This is a genomic window from Ensifer oleiphilus, from assembly GCF_013371465.1.
GTDB lineage: Bacteria > Pseudomonadota > Alphaproteobacteria > Rhizobiales > Rhizobiaceae > Ensifer > Ensifer oleiphilus.
In genome coordinates this window covers 265501-286108 of the sequence record NZ_JABWDU010000008.1, presented here as the reverse complement: position 1 = coordinate 286108, position 20608 = coordinate 265501, and the positions used below count along the sequence as shown (strand labels likewise).

The following is a 20608-nucleotide window of genomic DNA, read 5'->3' as shown; positions in this document are numbered from 1 at the left end:
CGTCAGGCTCATAACCTGAAGGCCGCAGGTTCAAATCCTGCCCCCGCAACCAAATCATAAAAATAGCCCGCCAGACCATAACGTCGGCGGGCTTTTTCGCGTTCGGGCTTAATCAGACAACGCTAACCCGAATGTGTGCCCGAAACAAAGGCCAGGAAAACACGAACCTTGCGTGCTGACTCAGATTTGATGGCGGGCCTCGCTGGCGAGATGTTCGGCGAGTCTGATGGCCAAGGCGACGGCGGGAAGCGTGGGGTTCGCTTGTCCGGACGTAGCGAAAACGGAGCTACCGGCGATATGGAGGTTAGCGATGTCGATGACGCGACAGTTGTGGTTGACGATGGCGTGGTTGCGGTCCACGCCCATCCTGGTCAACCCGATCTGATGGTAGCCGTCTTTGGCTTGCGCGGCGATATGCTCTTCGAGGTTTTCGGGGGCTGCGTCGAATATCAGCTTGCCTATCTTGCGCTCCTTGAGCCAGCGATCCAAGGCGAAATGTGCTTGGAGCGTCCCGCGAAAATCCTGAGGCAGATATCGGAATGAGACGTCGAGCTTGAACTGGCCGTCCGCATCTTGCTCTGGCTTGAGGAAGGCGCGGCTTGAACTGCTTGGAAGTTGCTCGCCATGGTAGCGAAGGCCGTATTTCATGTCCGGCCTGCGCAGCAGAACATATGGTTCGGCCAAGCTGAATTTTTGGCGAAGCAGCCCCAGCGCCGAAGAGGTCGCGCTAAGGGGATTGCGCAATACATTATGCAGCGCATTATTGTAACGGAATCGGTCGGCTTCGCCCCATGTCGCCTTGTGGACGAAGGACTTCCGACTGTTCCAGAGATATAGCAGCGAGAGCGCCGCGTCGGCCTCGCCGACAGCGGCCCTCCGGTTCGTCGGCCAAAAAGCGATGTTCGGCAGTTCGAGTGCCCGTTGCAACTGGGGGGCGGGTTGAAACCGGTTACACACGAAGGTTCCGGTGGATGTGCGCTTAAAAAGATACCTTTCTGCATGCTCTTTGGTGGCGAATTCGATCTGCGCGATCTGTCCAGCGAGATGTCCCATGTAGAAGCGCCCGAGCGGCCCATCGGTTCCGCCGAACAATTGCGGAAACGCCAGCTGGAGGTTCAGCAGGAGCCGGGTATTACCTCTGCCGCCACAGGCCAGCACATATTGGTCGGCGCACACCTTGTACGAACCACCGCGGCAGGCAATCGACATGGAATGTACTCGCGCCTCAACCGGATCGAAAGCCAGAGCTTTGATCCTCGCGTCCAGGGCCACGAAGAGGTTCTTCGAAGAAGCGAGCTCGGCGCTGTTGGCCTTCGCTGTGTTGCGTATACGTGTCCAGCTTTCACGGGATGATGGGAAATCAGTCTCCGGTTCCGGTTCCGGCTCCGATCGCTCGCCGGCGACATTGCTGCTCAAAAGAGCCCGCGCCCGCTGATAAAAAGGCGAAATCTTTTCGTGAGCAATAGGCCAACCGGAGTGTGCTACATAATCTCTTGCTTCGAAGTCTATATCATCCAGCTCAACGCATTGCCCACCCCATCGTTCGGACGTGCCGCCAAGTCCGGTGGCCGAAGTATGTCGGTCCGCAGCGTGATAGATATCGTCTTCTATGTCGAAGCCTGTATCGTTTCGTTGGGGTCGTTTCGATCGCTTCGACCCGGCTTCGATAAGCAGCGTTCGCATGCCGCGCCTGCTCAATTCCAGCGCGGCGGCAATACCGACCGGGCCAGCGCCCCCGACACACACGTCGAACGCCTGTTGAAAGATCTCGAAGTCCGCAAACATCTGCCCCCCCGCTTTTGAACAGCGCCCTCTTGGCCGCCGTCGCAATCACCCTTCCGTCCTCTTGTGGCACTGCGGATCAGTCTTGGCGCGATCGCTAGCGGATAGAAGATGGAGGCGCCAACTTGTCGCAGCACGCTAGTGTTTCACTATCCGCAGGACAACTTCGCCAAAAGTATGATGAATTTTGCTCGTCACCCGATCAAAAGGACTAGCGGCCCTTCGCTGAAAAACTAAGGGTGTCATGGTTTCCGCTCACCTGCCGCTGAACCGGCTTCGGGCCTTTGAAGCCGCCGCGCGGCTCGGCAGTTTTGCCGGAGCCGGGGCCAAGCCGAATGTCACGCCGTCCGCCGTCTTGCAGCACATCCGGGATTGAAGGCTGGCTCGGCAGGCGTGAAAGCCGGCCGGACGGATCTTGAAATCAAATGCCCGGAAATCGATGCCGGGCTTCAGGCGCGCGGCGTCGAGGCTGATGCGCGAGGTGGCTGACGCCGACCTCCTGCTCATGTGCTACACGCCGATCACCGCCCACTTCGTCGCTGCGGCTATGCGCCTCAAGGTGCGGCGAAGACGTCGATATCCATACGGCCCGCAACCAGGCAAAACGCGCAACACAGATTGCACCGCAGAGCGCTATCGGCTTGCTGTCTTCTTGGGTCGGAAGAGGTGGGAGCGGAAAAACCCCGTCGACTCCCACGACGATGGGGCAGCAAAGCTGGCGGGCTAACCGGCGCGTTGCTCGACATCATGATCCGCTTTGCGAACGTCGACAATGGATCGACGTTTGCCAAGCGCCTTCGGGCTGGTAGAAATTGAGGATCAAGATTCGCTATCGCAGGCTGTTTGCGACTGCGGGCGAAAATCCTCCTTCGAAACGACATTGATGAGGCTAGCGTAGACCGATGAGAACATTCAGCCTGGGAACAACCGATCTCTCGGTTTCATCTGCGGTTCTCGGCCTGATGCGGATCGCTGACCTCAGTGATGACGCCATTTCCCGGCTCTATGGCAAGGCGCGCGACGTGGGTATCAACGTCTTCGATCACGCCGATATCTACGGCGGCGAGTTGCATGCCTGCGAGCGCCGCTTCGGCGATGCTCTCCAGTTGAAGCCTGCTGAGCGCGAACAGATCGTCATCCAGAGCAAATGCGGGATCCGGCGCGGTTATTTCGACTTCTCCCGTGATCATATCCTCCAGTCCGTCGATCACTCGCTTACAGCGCTGAAGACTGACTATCTCGACGTCCTTCTGCTACATCGTCCGGATGCGCTGGTGGAGCCGGAGGAAGTCGCCGACGCTTTCAACCGGCTGCAGGCTGCGGGTAAGGTCCGGCATTTCGGCGTTTCGAACCATACGCCGCGGCAGATCGATCTGCTGAAGACCGCCATTCGTCAGCCGCTCGTCGCCAACCAGATCCAGCTCAGCATTGCGCACGCCCCGTCGGTTGCCTTCGGCATTGCCGCCAACATGGCTGGGCTGGAGCAGTCGATCGACCGCGACGGCGAGGTCGTTGTCTATTCGCGCATCAACCGTATGACCTTGCAGGCCTGGTCGCCCTTCCAGCAGGGCTTCTTTGGCGGCGTCTTCCTCGGTGACGATGAGAACTTCGCGGACCTCAACCGGGTGCTCGACGAACTCTCCGGCAAGTACGCGGTGTCGCCATCGGCGATCGCCTATGCCTGGATTGCCCGTCATCCGGCCAACATTCAGGTGGTGCTCGGAACGACCAGCCCCGAGCGACTGGCCGACATCGCCCCCGGCGCGGATATCACGCTGTCGCGCGAGGATTGGTACCGCCTCTTCACCTCGGCGGGGCATGTGCTGCCCTGATTTCTGCTTCGACGTAGCCACAAAGACAAAAGGCCCGCTCGATGTGAGCCGGCCTTTTGCTTTTGATGCTTCGCGTCGCGCGCAGTCGATCAGCTGCGGGGCTTCAAGTTCTCCGGATCGTAGAGCGGCTTGTAGCCGACGCTGGCGACTTCGACCGGATAGGTTTCGGCGAAGTATTCGACGTTCAGCTTGCGGCCGACCTGGCAGTGGGACCAGGGCAGATAGGCAAGCGCGATGTTCTTGCCGATCGTCGGCCCAAAGGCGATCGAGGTGGTGTAGGAGCGGCGGCCGAGTTCGTCGACCAGCACCGCGCCGGTTTCCGGGTCCATGACCGGCAGGCTGCCAACCGGGTAGCGTTGTACGCCGTTCTTGTCGGTGTTCTCCGTGAGGATGAGCGTGCAGAGCATGGCCGGCTGGTGCTCGCGGGCCTTGTATTCAAGATGCTTGGCCTTGCCGCGGAAGTCCACGTCCTTCACCTTCGGACGCGCCAGGTCCGCCTCGATGAGGTTGTACTGGGTGAGAAGATCGGCGTTCTGCAGCCGCAGGCTCTTTTCCATGCGGCGCGAGTTGGCATAGGTTTCGACGCCGAAGGCCATGACGCCGGTTGAGCGCAGCGCATCCCAGACGGCAAGGCCGTCCTCATACTTCATGTGCAACTCCCAGCCCTGCTCGCCGACATAGGAGATGCGGAAGGCGGTGACTTGTCTTCCGGCGATCTCGATCGGCTTGATCGCGGCGAAAGCGAAGTTCTCGATATCGAGGCCCGCCGGATCGGCAACCACCTTCTTCAGCGTTTCGCGGGCATTGGGCCCCCAGATGCCGATGGTGATGAATTTCTCCGAAACGTCGGTGATGGTAACGTTAAGGCCGCGGTCTTCGGCGACGCGGCGCATGTACTGGAAGTCGCGCGGGCCGGCATCGGCGCCGTTCACGAGACGGCAGCGATCGGCCATGCGGAAGACGGTGAAGTCGGCCCGCACCATGCCTTCGTCATCGAGGAAGTGGGTGTAGATGCCCTTGCCGATATTGCCGTCGCCGCCGATCTTGGCGGCGCAAAGCCACTCGAGAAGCTCGACATGGTCAGGCCCGGCAATGTCGACCATGTGGAAGTGCGAGAGGTTGACGATGCCGCAATCCTCGCTCATCGCCAGATGTTCGGCGTTGGAAACGCGCCAGAAATGGCGGCTGTCCCACTCGTTCTCGCGCACGGGAACGCGGTCGCCGTATTTTTCTAGCAGGTGCTCGTTGGCAGCGTAGCCGTGCGCGCGCTCCCAGCCGCCGAGTTCCATGAAGTAGCCGCCGAGCTCCTTCTCACGCTCATAGAAGGGCGAGCGCTTGACGTTCCGGCCGCTGGCATAGGGCTCGCGCGTGTGCACAGCGGGATAGTAGATCTTCTGCGCCGCCTCGAAGCACCGTCCCTCGATGAACTTTTCCTCGAGCTGGTGCGGGTAGAAGCGGGAATAGTCGATCGAGGCGTGGTCGATCTCGGTGCGCCCGTCGGTCATCCAGTCGGCGATCAGCTTGCCGTAACCGGGGCCGTCCTTCACCCAGATGGCGACGCAGTACCAGAGGCCGCGCACTTTCTGGCTCTCGCCGCAGGACGGGCCGCCGGCGGCCGACACCTGCAGGAGTCCGTTGAAGGAATGGCCTTCATTGTAGCCGAGTTCGCCGAGGATCGGTGTGAGTTCCATGGCGCGCTCGAGCGGCTCGATGATCTGTTCCATATCGAGGTCGCGCTGCGAGGGCGACAGGCGCGCCTCGTGCTTTTCAAGAATGTTGCGGGGATGGCAGAGACGCGGGTTGGTGGTCTCGTAATAGCCCCACTCGATCTGGCCGCCTTCGGTGGTCTTCGGGTCGCCGGTGTCGCGCATATAGGCGGAGTTGCCCTGGTCGCGCAGCAGCGGGAAGCCGATTTCCTTGCCGGTGCCTTCGAATTCGTTGTACGGGCCGAAGAAGGTGAGCGGATGGTCGACCGGCATGACCGGCAGATCCTCTCCCACCATTTCGGCGATCAGACGGCCCCAGATACCGGCGCAGACGACAACATGGTCGGCCATGATCGTTCCGCGATGGGTTACGACGCCCTTGATGCGGCCGTTCTCGACGATGAGTGACGTTGCCGGTGTGTTGCCGAAGATCTGCAGCTTGCCGGATTTCTCCGCCGCATCGACCAGCTTGCCTGCAACCGTCTGCGAGCGCGGGATGACGAGGCCGGCATCCGGGTCGAACATGCCGCCCATGACCTGATCTTCCTCGATCAGCGGGAACATCGCCTTGATTTCAGCCGGTGAGACATAGTGTGCGCGGGTCCCGAAGGCTTTGGCCGAGGAAAGCTTGCGCTTGATTTCTTCCATCCAGACATCGTCGCCGGTGCGTACGACTTCCAGGCCGCCGATGCGGGCGTAGTGCCCCATCTTCTCGAAGAAATCGATCGAATACTGCGTCGTCCAGACCGAAAGATAATCGTGGCTGGTGGTGTAGCAGAAGTCCGACGCGTGCGCCGTCGAGCCGATATCGGTCGGGATGCCGGATTTGTCGATGCCGACGATGTCGTCCCAGCCGCGCTCGATCAGGTGATGCGCGATCGAGGCACCAACGATGCCACCCAGCCCGATGATTACGACCTTCGCCTTTTGCGGAAACTCTGCCATTGATTGCGACCCTGATTGAAACTGAAGCCGGATTTTAGGATTTGCGGCGCTGCGACTAGAGCCTGTCTACGACATAATTATCGTGCTGCACGACCAGAGCCTGCACGCTGCAAACAGGATTTCTCTATCACCTGTCCGTCGGCGACAAGGGCGCATCACTTCACATGCAGGGATTTCCTCGTCGGCAGCCGTGACGCAGCACTGCCGCCGGACGGATCGCCCAGGTTGTCGGTCGTTCGGCAACGCTTGAAGACTTGCCCTTCGGAAAGGGCCGGGACCGGTTCCAAGTCGGTCCAAACTCCCGCTTCGTTCAGAAATGGCGATATGGAAGCAGTGTTTCTGTTGGGGAAATTCCAAACTTTTCAGACAAATAGGGAGGTGGCGCCAGATTGCTGTTGACAATACACAACAGTCTTTGGCAAATGTCATCGCCGACCGTGTTGGGTCGGCCGTCGCGGCATCCGAACTCGAAAGAGGTCCCGGGGCGCGGTCACGGAGCGTGCCCTGAAGCGCGCTGGGAGCCGTGGTCGCGCTGGCTTGCGAACGACCACGACGGAGGGCGCGCTTTGGAATTTCGGGTTGATCGTCAGTTGGCATTTTTGGCCGTCGTCAACGTCGCCGTGATGGTGGCGGGCGGCGTTTTGGTCGGTGCCAGCTTCCTCGATATCTACAATCTGCAATCTATGGCCGGCCAAGTCCCCGAGCTCGGCCTTCTGGCACTCGGCGTGATGCTGGCGATGATCTCCGGCAATGGCGGCATCGATCTCTCCGGCATCGCGCTTGCCAACCTGTCGGGTGTCGTCGCCTATCTCGTGTTGCGCGACACGGTTTCGCCTGACGATGCGCCACTCCTGTTCAGCTGGAGCTTTGCCGGCATTGCGCTGCTGGTCGGTCTCGCCGGCGGAATGCTGAACGGCTTCCTGATCTCCAGCGCCGGATTGACGCCGATCATCGCGACGCTCGGCACGCAGCTGTTCTTTACCGGCCTTGCGATCGCCTTCACCAACGGCTCCGCACTCGGTCTCGGCTACATCGAACCGCTCGATGCCTTCGGCAACACGCCGGTTCTGGGCGTGCCGCTGTGTTTCGCGCTCTTCCTGCTGATTGCGCTTATCCTCGGCGGCGTGCTGCGCTACAGCCCGTTCGGTCTGAGGCTGCTGCTGCTCGGCAACAATGCCAAGGCCGCGCGTTACGCCGGCATTGCGGAAAAGCGCATCCTGTTTCTGACCTATACCGCCTGTGGCGTACTCGCTTCGGTCGCCGGTATCGTGATTGCCGCGCGGACCTCGAGCGTGAAGTGGGACTACGGCAATTCCTACGTGCTGATCGCCATCCTCATCGCTGTTATGGCGGGTGTTCGCCCGGAGGGTGGTTATGGCCGGGTGATCTGCGTCGTTCTTTCGGCGACGTCGCTGCAGATCCTGTCGAGCCTGTTCAACTTCATGGACATCTCCAACTTCTTCCGCGACCTCGCCTGGGGCGTGCTGCTGCTCGTCTTTCTCGCGGCATCCGGTTTCGACGCCAAGGCTTGGATCAGGGCGTTGCGCGGCTGACCTCAAGTTCCAGGGCCGGCGAGACCCCTTCGCACGCCGGTCGATCTGTCAAAATTCGAAGGTTCTTTGGGAGGAATGCATGCTTGCCATTCGTAAATTCGCTGCCTGCGCCGTCGCGCTTGCAGCACTGACTGCAACCACGGCCGCCATTGCCGAGGAAAAGCCCAGCATCGTCACGGTGGTGAAGGTCACGGGCGAAAACTGGTTCACCCGCATGAATGAGGGCGTCGACGCCTATGGCAAGGAAAACCCTGGTGTCGCCACCAGCCAGGTTGGCCCGGGCAAGGCGGACGCTGCCCAGCAGGGGCGCCTGATCGAGGATCTGGTGGCGAAGAAGGTCGCCGCGATCGCCGTCGTACCGATGGACGCGTCCGCTCTCGAGGGCGTGCTTAAGCGCGCCAGCCAGCGCGGCATCAAGGTCATCACCCATGAAGCCGACAACATGAAGAACACGCTCGTCGACATCGAAGCCTTCGACAACAAGGTGTTTGGCGCACGGTTCAATGAAAAGATTGCCGAGTGCATGGGCAAGTCCGGCAAGTGGACCTCCTTCGTCGGTTCGCTCGGCAGCCTGACGCACGTGCAGTGGGCCGATGGCGGTTCGGAAAACGCCAAGAAGTACCCGGAGATGGAACTGGTCTCGGAGAAGAACGAATCCTTCAACGATGCCAACCGCGCCTATGAAAAGGCCCGTGAGATTCTGCGCAAATACCCCGACATCAAGGGTTTCCAGGGCGGCTCTGCGATCGACGTCATCGGCATCGGCCGTGCCGTCGAAGAAGCCGGCCTGCAGGACAAGACCTGCGTCTTCGGCATCGGCCTGCCGAAGGACACCGGCTCCTATCTGGAATCGGACGCCGTCGACGGCATCAGCTTCTGGGATCCGAAGGATGCCGGCTACGTCATGAACAAGGTCGCTGACATGGTTCTGAAGGGCGAAGAGCTCAAGGACGGCATGGATCTCGGCGTTCCCGGCTACGAGAAGGTCACCGTCAAGAAGGGCGCTGGCGAAGGCGTGATCGTCGTTGGCCAGGCCTGGGTCGACGTCGACAAGTCGAACTACGCCAAGTACCCGTTCTGATCGGGTCGAGATGATAGCGATGCCGGGCTCGATCGTGAGCCCGGCATGTCCAGTCGAATGCCGCTATAGCGCCATGCGTCAAATCGGATGCGCCTGGGCGCTGTAACGCTTCAAACCTGCTGCCTATATTCTCGATCGGTCGATTGCGATGCGAGGAGATGGTGCCGCAGGCCTCGTTCTTTTTGGTCAGGACAGTGCCATGCAGCTCAAGCACGAAGCCGGCGCGCCGCCTCAAGGCGGCGAGATCGCGACAGCCACAATTCCCTATCTGGAAATTCGCAACATCCAGAAAAGCTTCGGTGGCGTTCGCGCGCTGAAGGGCGTCAGCCTGTCGATCGAGCCCGGGCAGATCTATCACCTGATGGGCGAGAACGGCTGCGGCAAGAGCACGCTCATCAAGATCATTTCCGGTGCGCAGCCTGCCGATGGCGGCGAACTGCTCATCGACGGCAAGCCGGTCGGCCACTTGACACCAGTTGCAGCGCTCGCGGCCGGCATCGAGACCGTCTACCAGGATTTTTCGCTGCTGCCCAACCTGTCCGTCGCCGAAAATGTCGGCCTGACGCAGCAACTGGTCGCCGCCTCCGGCAAGCTTGCCCGGCGGCTTGATCTCACGCAGATGCGCCAGACGGCGGAGCGGGCGCTTGCCGCCGTAAACCTGCCGACGAGCCGCGCCTTTCTTTCGACGCGCACCGACGAATTGCCCATGGCGACGCGCCAGCTCATCGCCATCGCGCGCGCCATCGCCTCCGACGCGCGCCTCGTCATCATGGATGAGCCCACGACGGCGCTGACGAAACACGAGGTCGACAACCTGATCGGCATCGTCACGCGGTTGCGCGCCAAGGGCGTCGCCGTGTTGTTCGTCACCCACAAGCTTGACGAGTGCAAGGAGATCGGCGGCCGTGCCGTCATCATGCGCGACGGCCAGAAGGTCGCCGAGTGCGATATCGCCGATCACACCAAGGCCGAACTCGGCTTCTGGATGACCGGCAAGGTGCTGGATGAGGCGCGCTATCGCTCAGCGCCGAAGTTCGGTGACGATCTGCTGTCCGTTGATGCCCTGTCGCTGAAGGGTGCCTTTGCCAACGTCTCCTTCTCCATGCGTCGCGGCGAGATCGTCGGCATCACCGGCCTTCTGGATTCCGGCCGCAACGAGCTTGCGCGCGCCATCGCCGGCGTCGTGCCAGCCGATGCGGGCCGCATCCGCCTCGATGGCAAGGATGTGACACCGCGCAAACCCGCGGACGCCATTGATGCCGGCATAGGCTATGTGCCCGAGGATCGGCTTTCCGAAGGTCTTTTTCTTGAAAAGCCGATCGAGGAGAACATTGTCGTGCCGGTGCTCGACCGCCTGCGCGGCGCCTTCGGCATCCTCGATGGTCGTCGCAGTCGCGAGCTGGCAAAACGCTCGGTCGCAGACCTGCAGGTGGTCACACCCGATGTCGCCAACCCGGTGCAATCGCTCTCGGGCGGCAACCAGCAGCGCGTTCTCATCGGCCGTTGGCTGACCATCAATCCGAAGCTTCTGGTGCTGCACGGCCCGACCGTTGGCGTCGATGTCGGATCCAAGGATACGATCTACCGGATTATCCAGCGCCTCGCGGACGAGGGCATGGGCGTCATCATTATCAGCGACGACCTGCTCGAACTGCTGCAGAACTGCGACCGGATCATGGTGATGCGCAAGGGCGAGGTGGTCGAAACCTTCGAGGCCGAAACGCTCAAGGAAGAGGCGCTCTACCGCGCCCTGGTAGAAGAGACGACTGCGAGGACCCCGCAATGACAGACACGACATTCAACGGGGCCACTCCCGATGACAACGGCAAGGTTTCGCCGGGCTCGGCCTGGCGCTGGCTGCTGCGCCATCCGCCGGTCGTCACCTTCTCGCTGATCGTGCTCGTCTGCCTGGTGGTTGGGACAATCAATACCGACTTCTGGCAGGTGTCGAACCTGTTCGATATCCTGCGCGCTTCCGTCGTGCGCGGGCTCTTTGCGCTCGGGGTTCTGGTGGTGCTGGCGTCGGGCGGTATCGACGTTTCCTTCACCGCCATTGCCGCCTTCGTCATGTACACGGTGACGATGCTGGTCACCAACCTGCTGCCGGGACTGCCGATGCCGGTGATCCTGCTGGTGGCGGCTGCGGGCGGAGCCTGCTTCGGCGCACTCAACGGTCTGCTTGTGCACACGTTGCGCGCGCCGTCGCTGATCGTGACGATCGGCACGCAATATGTCATCCGCAGCTTCCTGCTCACCTTCGTCGGCACCGCCTTGTTCATGAACATTCCGAGCTCGATGGAGGCGTTCGGCAAGCTGGCGCTTTTCACCCATCAGGGCGCCAACGGTTCGATCTCGGTGCTGCCGGCCTTCGTGCTGGTGCTGGCGGTCGCGGCCGTGGTGACCTGGTGGATCCTCGAGCGGACGCTGATCGGACGTGCTGTTTATGCCGTCGGCGGCAATCCCGGCATCGCCGAACGTCTCGGCTACAATCTGCGCACAGTGCATATCTTTGTCTTTGCCTATGCGGGCCTGCTCGCCGGCATTGCCGGGATCATGCATGTCGCCAGCAACCGACTTGCCAATCCGTTCGATCTTGCCGGTACCGAGCTCGAGATCATTGCCGCGGTCGTTCTCGGCGGTGCGCGCATCACCGGCGGCTCGGGCAGTGTGATCGGGACGCTGCTCGGCGTCGTGCTGATCACGCTGGTCAGCAACGTTCTCATCCTCGTCGGCATTCCGAGCACCTGGCAGCTCGCCATTATCGGCGTCTTCATCGTTCTCGCCGGCACGGTCTTTTCGCTTCGTGCAAGAGGCTAAACAAAGACTGCTAGCTGCGGTCACGAATTCAGTAGGGAAGGTTTAAGTGCATGGCGCACGATGTATCTGTAATCGGTTTGTATATTCTTGATATTCTCGGCCGGCCGGTGGACCGGATCCCGTCCGGCGGCAATGTCGAATTCATCGACGAGATCCGCCTGACCGTTGCCGGCACGGCTGGCGGCACGGTGGTCGACCTGGCCAAGCTCGGGCTGAACTGCCTGGCTGTCGGCGCGGTCGGGGATGACGAGAAGGCGGACTTCGTGCTCGCCACGCTAGACCGTTTTGGGGTCGACCGCTCGGAGATGCAGCGCATTGCCGGCGTCCCGACATCCGCGAGCATTCTCAACATCCGTCGCAACGGCGAGCGTCCAGCGCTGCACGTGCGAGGCGCCTCTGGATACTTTGAAATCCCGGCCGACGCGCGTGAGCGCGTTCTGGCGCCGCCGATCGTCCATCTTGGCGGCACGGGGTTGCTCGATCGCCTCGACGGCGAACCGAGCCGCGTTCTGCTGGAGGAGGCCAAGCGCTTCGGTCGGACCACGACCTTCGACCTGCTGGGGGCCAACGAGAACACGCTGTCTTTGATCCGGCCGCTCTTCCCCTTTATCGACTACTTCATGCCTTCGGTTGAAGAAGCCATGCTGATCTCCGGTCAGAAGACCGCCGAAGATGCCGGCCGCTTCTTTGCCGATCTCGGCGTCAAGCATTGCATCTTCACGCTCGGCGGCGACGGCGTCTGCTTCCTCGATGCCGATGGCAAGAGCCTGCGTCTGCCGGCTTTCGAGATCGACGTGGTCGACACCACCGGCTGCGGCGATGCCTTCAACGCCGGCTTCATCGCCGGGCTGCACCACCGCATGGAGACGGAGACCGCATTGAAGTTTGCCCAGGCGTCGGCGGCACTTGTCGCGACTGGCCTCGGTTCGGATGCCGGGATCACCTCGTTCGAGGCGACCTGGGACTTCATGAACAATGCGCGCGTGAAGGCCAGCTGACACGCGGCTTGTGCTGAAGAAACCTCAGCCGATGCCCGGCTTGATCCGGGCTGCGGCGCTGTTACTGGAGCAGCAACTCTGCCGTGGCGATGTCGGTGACCAGGTGCGTGGCATAGCCGCCTTTCAGCGTCGCCCGGATCGCCGTCAGCTTGCTGGCGCCACCGGCAACACACAGGCGCCGCGGCACCTGGCTCAGTTCGTTGAGCTCGATGCCGACCATGCGGTTGTCGAGATCGCCGCGCACCGGCCGTCCTTCGGCGTCGATGAAGCGGCAGATCAGTACCCCGACTGCGCCGCCGGCCTGGTAGGCATCGATGTCTTCCTGGCCGGTGATGTTGGCCGAACGGATCAGGGTCTCGGGCCCGATGTCGCCGACGCCGAACAGGATGATGTTCGAGGAATGGATGAGCTCGAACTGCTTGACCAGCACCTGTTCGGCCAGAAGCGCCTGCTTCAGCTCAGGTGTCGACAGCAGGGCCGGAGCAAGCAGGTTGATACAGCGGGCGTGGATGCGGCGCGACATCAGCGAGGTGCAGAATTCCGGCGCGAAGTCCGGATTGGCGATCGAACTTCCGGAGACCTGCACGACCGTCAATCCCTCCACCGGCTCGGGCAGCGAGATGCTGTCGGCAACCGCCAGCACCGTGCGCCCCCAAGCAACGCCGATCGTGTCGCCCGGCTGCACCATATCGGCAAGCAGGCGCGCTCCGGCTTCACCGAGACGCTGCACCAGGTCGCTGTTGTCGACGGCCGGAATGACCAATGCCCCCTCGAGGCCAAACTTGTCCTTCAGGCGTCGCGCAATGCCGGTGCGGAAGCCGACTTCGGTGTTGAGCCGAATATTGACCAGCCCGCGCTCGCGGGCCTCCTGAAGATAGTTGACGATTGTGGCCCGCGACACGCCGAGCATCTTGGCGATTTCGCTCTGGGTGAGCTGGTCGACATAATAGAGCCAGGCGGCCCAGACGACGCCGTCGTCGAATTCAGCGGGCAACACTATGCCGTCGCCGACTGCCCGGTTTCCCCGTGCCGTATCCATCATCGCCTGCTCCCCTGGAATGTCATGGTTTCTCCTGAAGCGGAAAAAGTGTCCGCCGTCAAACAAATTTGCCATGCGTGTTGACAGATGACACCACATGGTGGCAATTGTCTCAGCGAAGGTTTTGGGAGACGCCGAGATGCAATGGACGACTATAGGCGCGCACAAGCGGGTTGGAAACGAACCAGTCGGCAGAGCGCTGCGTCCAGCCTTTTTCGCTTCCGCAAACCCGCTGCAGCTCACTAGCGGCGTCGATTGCAGTCTCCGGTGCGTTCAGCCCCGGACGGGTGACGCAGAAGCGAAGCTTCGCCTAAGGGCCGCTGGCGGATAGGCCGCCCAGGCGCATCGCGGCACGCGCAGAACGGTCGTTCGACTTGCGCGCAGTCCGATCGAGTGCAGCCGGTGACAGGACTTGATTTTCAAACCCAACAGGAAACGCTGAAAAGCGCGGGAAGACAGGAGCCTTTGATGAAATCCAGATGGTCAGAAACCGAATTCGCCCGTGTGGTCGACACCTATGTCAACGCCGGCATCAATCGGGACCTTGCGATCCGCACCTACACGACCCGCCTGCTCGGCTCGGACCCGGAACTGGTGCTGCACGGCGGCGGCAACACCTCGGTCAAGACCACGTTTACCGAGATGGACGGTTCTGAGGTCGCCGTTCTGTGCGTCAAGGGTAGCGGCTGGGACATGGGTACGATCGAGCCCGCGGGCCTGCCTGCCGTCAGGCTGGAGCCGCTTCAGGCCATGGTCAAGTTTCCGACGCTCAGCGACGACGACATGGTAATGCTGCAGCGCCGGCTGCTGCTCGATCCCGCAGCACCGAACCCTTCGGTCGAAGCGATCCTGCACGCCAATCTGCCGTTCCGGCACATCGACCACACGCACGCCAACGCCATCGTGTCGCTGACCAACCAGCCGCATGGCGAGGATCTGGTGCGCGAACTGTTCCCCTATTCCATCATCGTTCCCTACGTCATGCCCGGCTTCGATCTCGCCAAGGCCTGCGACGAGGCATTCCGCGCCAATCCGGGCGCCGACGGCATGATCCTCCTGAAGCACGGGATCTTCACCTGGTCGGAAGATCCGCGTGAGTCCTACGAAAAGATGATCGCCGCCATCGACAAGGCCGAGCGTCGCATCGCCCGTGGCAACCCCCGACCGTTCAAAACAGTCGAGCAGACGGGTTCGCTGGCGACGGCAGCCCAGATTGCGCCGGTTCTGCGTGGCGCTATCGCGATCGACAGCGGCGTCGAAGGCAGCCCGCGCCGCTTCGTGCTTGAGCATCGCTCCGGCCCCGAGGTTCTCGACTTCTGCAATACCGAGAATGTTGCCGATCTGGTCCATCGCGGCAATGCGACCCCCGAGCATGTCATCCATATCAAGCGCTTCGGCGTGGCGCTGCCAGCACCTGTCGCTGGCGACATGACGGCTTGGGCCGACAAGGTGCGGGAAGCCGTCGCCGCCTACAATGAAGAGTATCGCGTCTATTTCGAGCGCAACAACGCCCGCGTCGGCGGCATCAAGCGCATGCTCGATCCGATGCCGCGTGTCTTCTATGTCGCGGGCGTCGGCCTCTTTGCCGCCGGCCCGACGAAGAAAGCCGCCCGCGTCGGTGCCGACGTTGCCGAGGCGACGATCGCCGTCATCCGCAATGCCGAGGGTATCGAGAGCTTCGAGGCGCTGTCGGAGGAGGATCTCTTCGACATCGAATACTGGTCGCTGGAACAGGTGAAGCTGACGAAGCAGGCGGAGAAGCCGCTGAGCCGGCAGGTTGCTGTGATCACCGGCGGTGCCGGTGGTCTCGGGCTGGCGATTGCCGAGGCGCTGCACGCCGAGGGCGCCGAGATCGCGCTGCTCGATCTTGCGGAGGATGCGCTGAAGAAGGAATCCGCACGGCTCGGCGGTATCGGCCTTGTCTGCGACGTGACCAAGCCGGAGGCAGTCGACGCGGCCCTCGCCGACGTGGCAAGGCATTTCGGCGGCATCGATATCGTCATCTCGAATGCCGGTGCCGCCTTCCAGGGCGCTCTTCTAGACGTATCGGAGGAGGTCTTCCAGAAGGCCTTCGCGCTCAATTTCTGGGGGCATCATTATATCGCCCGCGCCGCGGTCCGGATTATGAAAGCGCAGAAGACCGGCGGTGCGCTGGTGTTCAACGTCTCGAAGCAGGCGGTCAATCCCGGCCCCGACTTCGGTCCTTATGGAACGTCGAAGGCCGCGCTGATGGCTCTGATGCGCCAGTACGCGGTCGAACACGGTGCCGACGGCATCACGTCGAACGCGGTCAATGCGGACCGCATCCGCACCGGCCTGATGACGGATCAGATGATCGAGGAACGCAGCCAAGCCCGCGGCATTTCGCCGGAAAGCTACATGCGCGGAAACCTGGTCCGACGGGAGGTGACGGCCCGTGACGTTGCTGCCGCTTTCGTCCACCTGGCCAAGGCGCGCACCAGCACCGGCGCGGTCCTGACCGTCGACGGCGGCAATGTCGGCGCAATGATGCGCTGAGTTCAAGGCATCGGACATTCGACCAAGCATGACAGCGCCCAGCCCGGTAGGTCCAACCTTGCCGGGCTGGGTAAAATCCGCTCGCAACGGGCGGTCGATCACCATGGTCGTTCTGTCTGGCTCAGCTTTCCGACCGCTGCAGTACCCTGGGGAACAATGATCCATGCGCGGGTTGCAGGGGTGGGCTGAGGTCTTGGCGCTACTGCTCGCGAGGGCCGTCGACTATATTCCCCTCATCGAAGCGAACGAAGCGCCAAGGACTGGCAGCTAGGCTTCGAAAGCCCAAGGAAAGGGGATCATCATGAACGTAGCACGCTCTTTCAACAACTGGCGCAAGTACCGGCAGACGGTCTCCGAACTGGGCCGCATGTCCACGCGCGAATTGCGCGACCTCGGCATCGAGCGCGCCGACATCCCGGCGATCGCCCGGGGCGCCTACGGCCGCTAATCGCGCCTGAGACCATTGAAAATTTCATGATGCGCCTGCTTGGAAACGAGCGGGCGCTTTGATTCCGACTTGCCGTTCTTGCTGTCGAGGTTCGGAGAGCCTGCGACGCTTGGCGCGTCGACGCTGCAGCCGCCATCGGATAGATCTCTGCCGACCGCATGACAGTCGTTCAATCGTCACGGCTCGATGTAAAGTTCGTCGGCGCATGCCTGAGGGATTGGCGCCCGGGCGAAAGAAATGCGCCGTCCGGCTCTGGGCAACTCGTGTGCCGCCGCGCCGGCAAAGGATGTCCATGACTGCGTTTGCAAGACACGATTTGGAGACTGCGCTGTTTCGCAACTATTCGCTGGAGATTACCGGCAAGGATATCGGACAAATCGAAGCTGCGAGATCCGCGATTCCTGCCGGCACGCCCATCAACATCGCCTTCCTCGGAAACGAGACCCATGCGCAGCGCATCGAGGCAGCGGCACGTATCCGGCAATGGGGGTTCGAACCCGTCCCTATCATTTCGTCCCGGCGGCTGAGATCGGTCGAGGACCGGGACGAGCTGCTCGCCGGCCTGATCGGTGCTGCGCGTCCCACCCGTTTCATGTTCGTAGGCGGCGATCCGTCGTCGCCCGCCGGTCCCTACAAGGATTCACTCGATCTGATTGCCGGCGGCATCATCGCAGACCATGGCATTGTCCATGTCGTGATCGCCGGCTACCCAGAAGGACATCCGCGGATCGAGCGCGCGCGCCTTTGGGAAGCCCTGGAGCAGAAGATCGGGCTTTTGAAAGCCCATGGCTGCACCATGGAGATCACGACGCAATTCGGCTTCGACGCGGACGCAATCGTCGATTGGATCGCGCAGGTCAGGGCGCGCGGTATCGATGTGCCGATCCGCATCGGAGTGCCTGGGCCTGCCGACGTCAAGCGGCTGTTGCGGTTTGCCGCACAATTCGGTGTGGCCTCGTCAGCGGGGATCGTCGGGAAGTATGGGTTCTCCCTGGCCAATCTCGTCAACAAAGTAGGGCCGGATCGCTTCATGACCCGGCTCGAAGACGGGATGAGGGGGCGCGATCTCGGCACGGTCCTGCTGCATCTCTACCCCTTCGGCGGCATTGGCGAGACGGTCGCATGGGCGACCGGCGCCGCTGGCAGAAAGATGACCGAACGCGCACATGTCATCGGCGATTGCCGATAGTCATTGGCGGGCCGGGAAGCCCGTCAACCGGACATAGCCAGAGGCGCGAATGCCGTCGCCTTGATCTCGAGGAGGCCACCATCGGGGTTGAGTTCGGCAACGGCAAGTTCGACGGCAGCCCGATAGGGCGCGGCAAAGAACTCGTCCCGCACCGCGGCGATGGTGGCCAGTTGGCCGGCCTTGTCCAGGGCTAAGCGGCCGCTCCCGAACACATGAAACATCTGGAGCTCGACAACGTCCTCGATGCGCGCGTCACACGCATCGAGCAATCGCGCGATCAGCGTAAAGACCCGGCGAAGTTCGAGACGAAATCCTACTCGCAATCGCATTTCGTCATCGAGGCAGACGGGTGGCGGCTGCTCGGACTTCATGTGAGGGCGCATGTCTGGTCTTTATTTGTTCAGCTATGGACAATCTTTCGTGCTTGATTACAGTCCTCCGAATGAGCGGTTGTGGATTGGCGATGGCGGTCGTTGGCGAGCAATCGGGGCGGGCATGTCTCGCTGACAACGAGGGGCAGGCATGGAACAAAGCATCAGTTTGGGCGCGCGAAACAACGCATGGCTCTATGCTCTGTTTGCCGTTTGCGCGGTTCTCGCAATTGGCGGCAGTCTTATGGCTGGTAGCGATGATTCAGGCTGGCGATGGCTGCACTACCTCACGAAGCCGATGGCGACGCTTCTTTTACTCGTCGCCGTCCTCCGCAACATCGGCTCATCGTCTGGTGCCTATGGCATGGCGGTCGTCATCGGGCTGGCCTTTGCGGCGGCCGGCGATTTCTTTCTGATGTTGCCGGGCGACTATTTTCTCGGCGGCCTCGTCTGCTTTCTCCTGACCCACTGCGCCTATATCTGGGCGCTCACCCGGGACAGCCGCTTTGCTGCGGATAAGGGAGTATTCGCCCTCTTCGCCGTCATCGGCTTTGTCGTCATTGCCGGATTGTGGTCGTCCTTGCCGGCGGGCATGCGCGTTCCCGTCGTGATCTACGCGCTGGCGCTGGCGGCGATGGCCGCACAGGCAATTTCCCGTGACAGGCAGGTTGCTGTCGGCGCGCCGCGGAAATCCGCTACTCGAGCAGCGGCGCTTGGCGGCCTCTTCTTCATGGTCAGCGATACGCTGCTCGCCTACGGCCGGTTCCGCTGGAACATCCCCTATAATGCCATCTGGGTACTCGGCACCTATTACACCGCACAATGGCTCTTCGCCCGTTCGACCGAAGGCAAAACGCATGCACGATAGCCATCCGCCTCAGCTGAAGCAGAGCTTCGAGCGCCTGCGCGCTGCCTGGCTTGATCAACGCCCACCTTACGAGCAGCGCCGGGACGATCTGAAGCGCCTGCGCCGTCTCTTCCGCGAACGCCTGGATGAGATGTCGAAGGCGGTCAGCGCCGATTTCGGCCATCGTTCCGTCCATGAGACGCTGCTTGGCGAGGGCAGCGTCGTGCTTTCGGAGATCGATCATACGCTAGCAAGGCTCAAGGCCTGGATGAAGCCCGAGCGCCGGGCGGCTGGGTGGAAGCTCTGGCCGGCAAAGGCGCACATCCGGTTCGTACCGCTCGGTGTCGTCGGCATCATTTCGCCGTGGAACTATCCGGTCAATCTGGCGCTGGCGCCCTTGGTCGCGGCGATCGGTGCCGGCAACCATGTGTTGCTCAAGCCGTCGGAACATACGCCGCGCACGTCGGAATTCTTGCGCAGGCTGATCGCCGATGTTTTCCCCGATACGCGCGCGACGGTGGTGCTCGGCGATGCCGACCTCTCCGCCGCGTTTTCGGCCCTGCCGCTCGACCACCTGTTCTTCACCGGCTCGACCGCCGTTGGTCGCAAGGTGATGGCGGCTGCCGCGCAAAATCTGACCCCGGTCACACTGGAGCTTGGCGGGAAATCCCCCGCCATCGTCGGCGAGACCGCGGAATTGCAGCGGGCGGCGGACCGCATCGCGACAGGCAAGTTCTTCAACGCCGGCCAAACCTGCATCGCGCCGGACTATGTCCTGATCCATGAAAGCAAGCGCGATGCGTTTGTCAGCCTGCTGAAGCAGCAGCTCGGTGAGCGCTACGGGTCAGGCAACGGTTATCAGGATTATACCTCGATCATCAACGACGCCCAGCACGACCGTCTCGCCGGCCTCGTAAGCGATGCCCGGGCACGCGGGCACGCGCTCATTCCGCTTCTGGAAATGAAACAGACTTCGCCGTCGCGCGTTCGCCTGATGGAACCGACCGTGGTCCTAGATCCCCCTCAAGACAGCGCGGTCATGCGCGAGGAGATCTTCGGGCCGATCCTGCCGGTGATCAGCTATCGCACCTGGGACGAGGCGATCGGCTTTGTGCTCGGCCGCGACCGGCCGCTGGCGCTCTATTGCTTCAGCGCGGATGAGGCCGAGATCGAGGCGGTCCTCGCCCGCATCGTCGCGGGCGGCGTCTGCATCAACGACACGCTCTACCAGTTTGCCTGCAACGACATGCCGTTCGGCGGTGTCGGCGCGAGCGGCATGGGCCATTATCACGGTCGGGAAGGGTTCCTGACATTCTCCAAGTCGATGCCGGTGCTGAGGAAATATGATCCCGCCCCGAGTGACCTGATCTCACCACCCTACAAGGGGCTGACGGACAAGCTTGTTCGCTTCATCACCTGGATTCCCGGGCGGTGACGCTGCGTGGGGCAGGTCCGGGTGCCTCTGTCGATCAGTCCTGGCAGC

Annotated in this window: 15 protein-coding genes and 1 pseudogene; 12 read left to right on the top strand and 4 right to left on the bottom strand. The window is 62.0% G+C overall.

Going from position 1 to position 20608, the window contains the following annotated elements; genetic code table 11:
• Positions 1-180: 180 nt before the first annotated feature.
• Entirely contained in the window at positions 181-1785 is a 1605-nt protein-coding gene (locus HT585_RS26010; protein WP_176355685.1) for a GMC family oxidoreductase, read from the bottom strand.
• Between the two features lie 241 nt (positions 1786-2026).
• On the opposite strand from HT585_RS26010, the pseudogene HT585_RS26005 reads away from it, so the two are divergent.
• Together HT585_RS26005 and HT585_RS26000 are read left to right on the top strand one after the other, a co-directional pair.
• Positions 2027-2152: pseudogene (locus HT585_RS26005) on the top strand (LysR family transcriptional regulator); the annotation flags it as partial.
• Positions 2153-2684: 532 nt separating this feature from the next.
• Positions 2685-3614 (top strand): aldo/keto reductase, encoded by a 930-nt coding sequence (locus tag HT585_RS26000; RefSeq protein WP_176355683.1) that lies wholly within the window; start codon positions 2685-2687, stop codon positions 3612-3614.
• 89 nt (positions 3615-3703) lie between these two features.
• On the opposite strand, the gene HT585_RS25995 is transcribed toward HT585_RS26000, so the two are convergent.
• Positions 3704-6265: a GcvT family protein gene (locus tag HT585_RS25995; protein WP_176355682.1), complete on the bottom strand. Its 2562-nt coding sequence runs from the start codon at positions 6263-6265 to the stop codon at positions 3704-3706.
• Positions 6266-6888: 623 nt separating this feature from the next.
• On the opposite strand from HT585_RS25995, the gene HT585_RS25990 reads away from it, so the two are divergent.
• The 5 genes from HT585_RS25990 to HT585_RS25970 all read left to right on the top strand — a co-directional run bounded on the left by HT585_RS25990 (position 6889) and on the right by HT585_RS25970 (position 12714).
• Positions 6889-7818, top strand: a complete 930-nt coding sequence (locus tag HT585_RS25990) for an ABC transporter permease (RefSeq protein ID WP_246707953.1) — start codon at positions 6889-6891, stop codon at positions 7816-7818.
• A gap of 79 nt (positions 7819-7897) precedes the next feature.
• On the top strand, positions 7898-8899 hold the full coding sequence (locus tag HT585_RS25985) for a substrate-binding domain-containing protein (protein WP_176355680.1): 1002 nt from the start codon (positions 7898-7900) through the stop codon (positions 8897-8899).
• Positions 8900-9098: 199 nt separating this feature from the next.
• Positions 9099-10685, top strand: coding sequence for a sugar ABC transporter ATP-binding protein (locus tag HT585_RS25980; protein ID WP_176355679.1), 1587 nt, complete (start codon positions 9099-9101; stop codon positions 10683-10685).
• The gene (locus tag HT585_RS25975; RefSeq protein WP_176355678.1) at positions 10682-11716 is read left to right on the top strand and encodes an ABC transporter permease; all 1035 of its coding nucleotides are present in this window, start codon (positions 10682-10684) and stop codon (positions 11714-11716) included. The genes HT585_RS25980 and HT585_RS25975 overlap by 4 nt, the downstream gene beginning before the upstream one ends.
• Before the next feature lie 50 nt (positions 11717-11766).
• Positions 11767-12714: a carbohydrate kinase family protein gene (locus HT585_RS25970; protein ID WP_176355677.1), complete on the top strand. Its 948-nt coding sequence runs from the start codon at positions 11767-11769 to the stop codon at positions 12712-12714.
• A 61-nt stretch (positions 12715-12775) separates the two neighbouring features.
• Here HT585_RS25970 and HT585_RS25965 read toward each other — a convergent pair whose 3' ends face one another.
• A complete protein-coding gene (locus HT585_RS25965) occupies positions 12776-13756 on the bottom strand; it encodes a sugar-binding transcriptional regulator (protein ID WP_246707943.1) in 981 nt (326 codons plus the stop codon).
• Positions 13757-14221: 465 nt separating this feature from the next.
• Between HT585_RS25965 and HT585_RS25960 the strand changes: the two genes are divergently transcribed.
• The 3 genes from HT585_RS25960 to HT585_RS25950 all read left to right on the top strand — a co-directional run bounded on the left by HT585_RS25960 (position 14222) and on the right by HT585_RS25950 (position 17907).
• Positions 14222-16270, top strand: a complete 2049-nt coding sequence (locus HT585_RS25960) for a bifunctional aldolase/short-chain dehydrogenase (RefSeq protein WP_176355676.1) — start codon at positions 14222-14224, stop codon at positions 16268-16270.
• A 301-nt stretch (positions 16271-16571) separates the two neighbouring features.
• Positions 16572-16718, top strand: a complete 147-nt coding sequence (locus tag HT585_RS25955) for a DUF1127 domain-containing protein (RefSeq protein WP_176355675.1) — start codon at positions 16572-16574, stop codon at positions 16716-16718.
• A 292-nt stretch (positions 16719-17010) separates the two neighbouring features.
• Positions 17011-17907 (top strand): methylenetetrahydrofolate reductase, encoded by an 897-nt coding sequence (locus HT585_RS25950; protein WP_210270562.1) that lies wholly within the window; start codon positions 17011-17013, stop codon positions 17905-17907.
• A 23-nt stretch (positions 17908-17930) separates the two neighbouring features.
• Here HT585_RS25950 and HT585_RS25945 read toward each other — a convergent pair whose 3' ends face one another.
• The gene (locus HT585_RS25945; protein ID WP_210270561.1) at positions 17931-18290 is read right to left on the bottom strand and encodes a Rid family hydrolase; all 360 of its coding nucleotides are present in this window, start codon (positions 18288-18290) and stop codon (positions 17931-17933) included.
• A gap of 139 nt (positions 18291-18429) precedes the next feature.
• Between HT585_RS25945 and HT585_RS25940 the strand changes: the two genes are divergently transcribed.
• Positions 18430-19146, top strand: a complete 717-nt coding sequence (locus HT585_RS25940) for a lysoplasmalogenase (protein ID WP_176355673.1) — start codon at positions 18430-18432, stop codon at positions 19144-19146.
• On the top strand, positions 19136-20560 hold the full coding sequence (locus tag HT585_RS25935; protein ID WP_176355672.1) for a coniferyl aldehyde dehydrogenase: 1425 nt from the start codon (positions 19136-19138) through the stop codon (positions 20558-20560). The genes HT585_RS25940 and HT585_RS25935 overlap by 11 nt, the downstream gene beginning before the upstream one ends.
• Positions 20561-20608 lie beyond the last annotated feature (48 nt).

What these genes read in the sequence shown, in the direction of transcription:
- HT585_RS26010 (WP_176355685.1), bottom strand. Translation starts at nt 1,785, where the DNA reads ATGTTTGCGGACTTCGAGATCTTTCAACAGGCGTTCGACGTGTGTGTC.
- HT585_RS26000 (WP_176355683.1), top strand. Translation starts at nt 2,685, where the DNA reads ATGAGAACATTCAGCCTGGGAACAACCGATCTCTCGGTTTCATCTGCG.
- HT585_RS25995 (WP_176355682.1), bottom strand. Translation starts at nt 6,265, where the DNA reads ATGGCAGAGTTTCCGCAAAAGGCGAAGGTCGTAATCATCGGGCTGGGT.
- HT585_RS25990 (WP_246707953.1), top strand. Translation starts at nt 6,889, where the DNA reads ATGGTGGCGGGCGGCGTTTTGGTCGGTGCCAGCTTCCTCGATATCTAC.
- HT585_RS25985 (WP_176355680.1), top strand. Translation starts at nt 7,898, where the DNA reads ATGCTTGCCATTCGTAAATTCGCTGCCTGCGCCGTCGCGCTTGCAGCA.
- HT585_RS25980 (WP_176355679.1), top strand. Translation starts at nt 9,099, where the DNA reads ATGCAGCTCAAGCACGAAGCCGGCGCGCCGCCTCAAGGCGGCGAGATC.
- HT585_RS25975 (WP_176355678.1), top strand. Translation starts at nt 10,682, where the DNA reads ATGACAGACACGACATTCAACGGGGCCACTCCCGATGACAACGGCAAG.
- HT585_RS25970 (WP_176355677.1), top strand. Translation starts at nt 11,767, where the DNA reads ATGGCGCACGATGTATCTGTAATCGGTTTGTATATTCTTGATATTCTC.
- HT585_RS25965 (WP_246707943.1), bottom strand. Translation starts at nt 13,756, where the DNA reads ATGATGGATACGGCACGGGGAAACCGGGCAGTCGGCGACGGCATAGTG.
- HT585_RS25960 (WP_176355676.1), top strand. Translation starts at nt 14,222, where the DNA reads ATGAAATCCAGATGGTCAGAAACCGAATTCGCCCGTGTGGTCGACACC.
- HT585_RS25955 (WP_176355675.1), top strand. Translation starts at nt 16,572, where the DNA reads ATGAACGTAGCACGCTCTTTCAACAACTGGCGCAAGTACCGGCAGACG.
- HT585_RS25950 (WP_210270562.1), top strand. Translation starts at nt 17,011, where the DNA reads ATGACTGCGTTTGCAAGACACGATTTGGAGACTGCGCTGTTTCGCAAC.
- HT585_RS25945 (WP_210270561.1), bottom strand. Translation starts at nt 18,290, where the DNA reads ATGCGCCCTCACATGAAGTCCGAGCAGCCGCCACCCGTCTGCCTCGAT.
- HT585_RS25940 (WP_176355673.1), top strand. Translation starts at nt 18,430, where the DNA reads ATGGAACAAAGCATCAGTTTGGGCGCGCGAAACAACGCATGGCTCTAT.
- HT585_RS25935 (WP_176355672.1), top strand. Translation starts at nt 19,136, where the DNA reads ATGCACGATAGCCATCCGCCTCAGCTGAAGCAGAGCTTCGAGCGCCTG.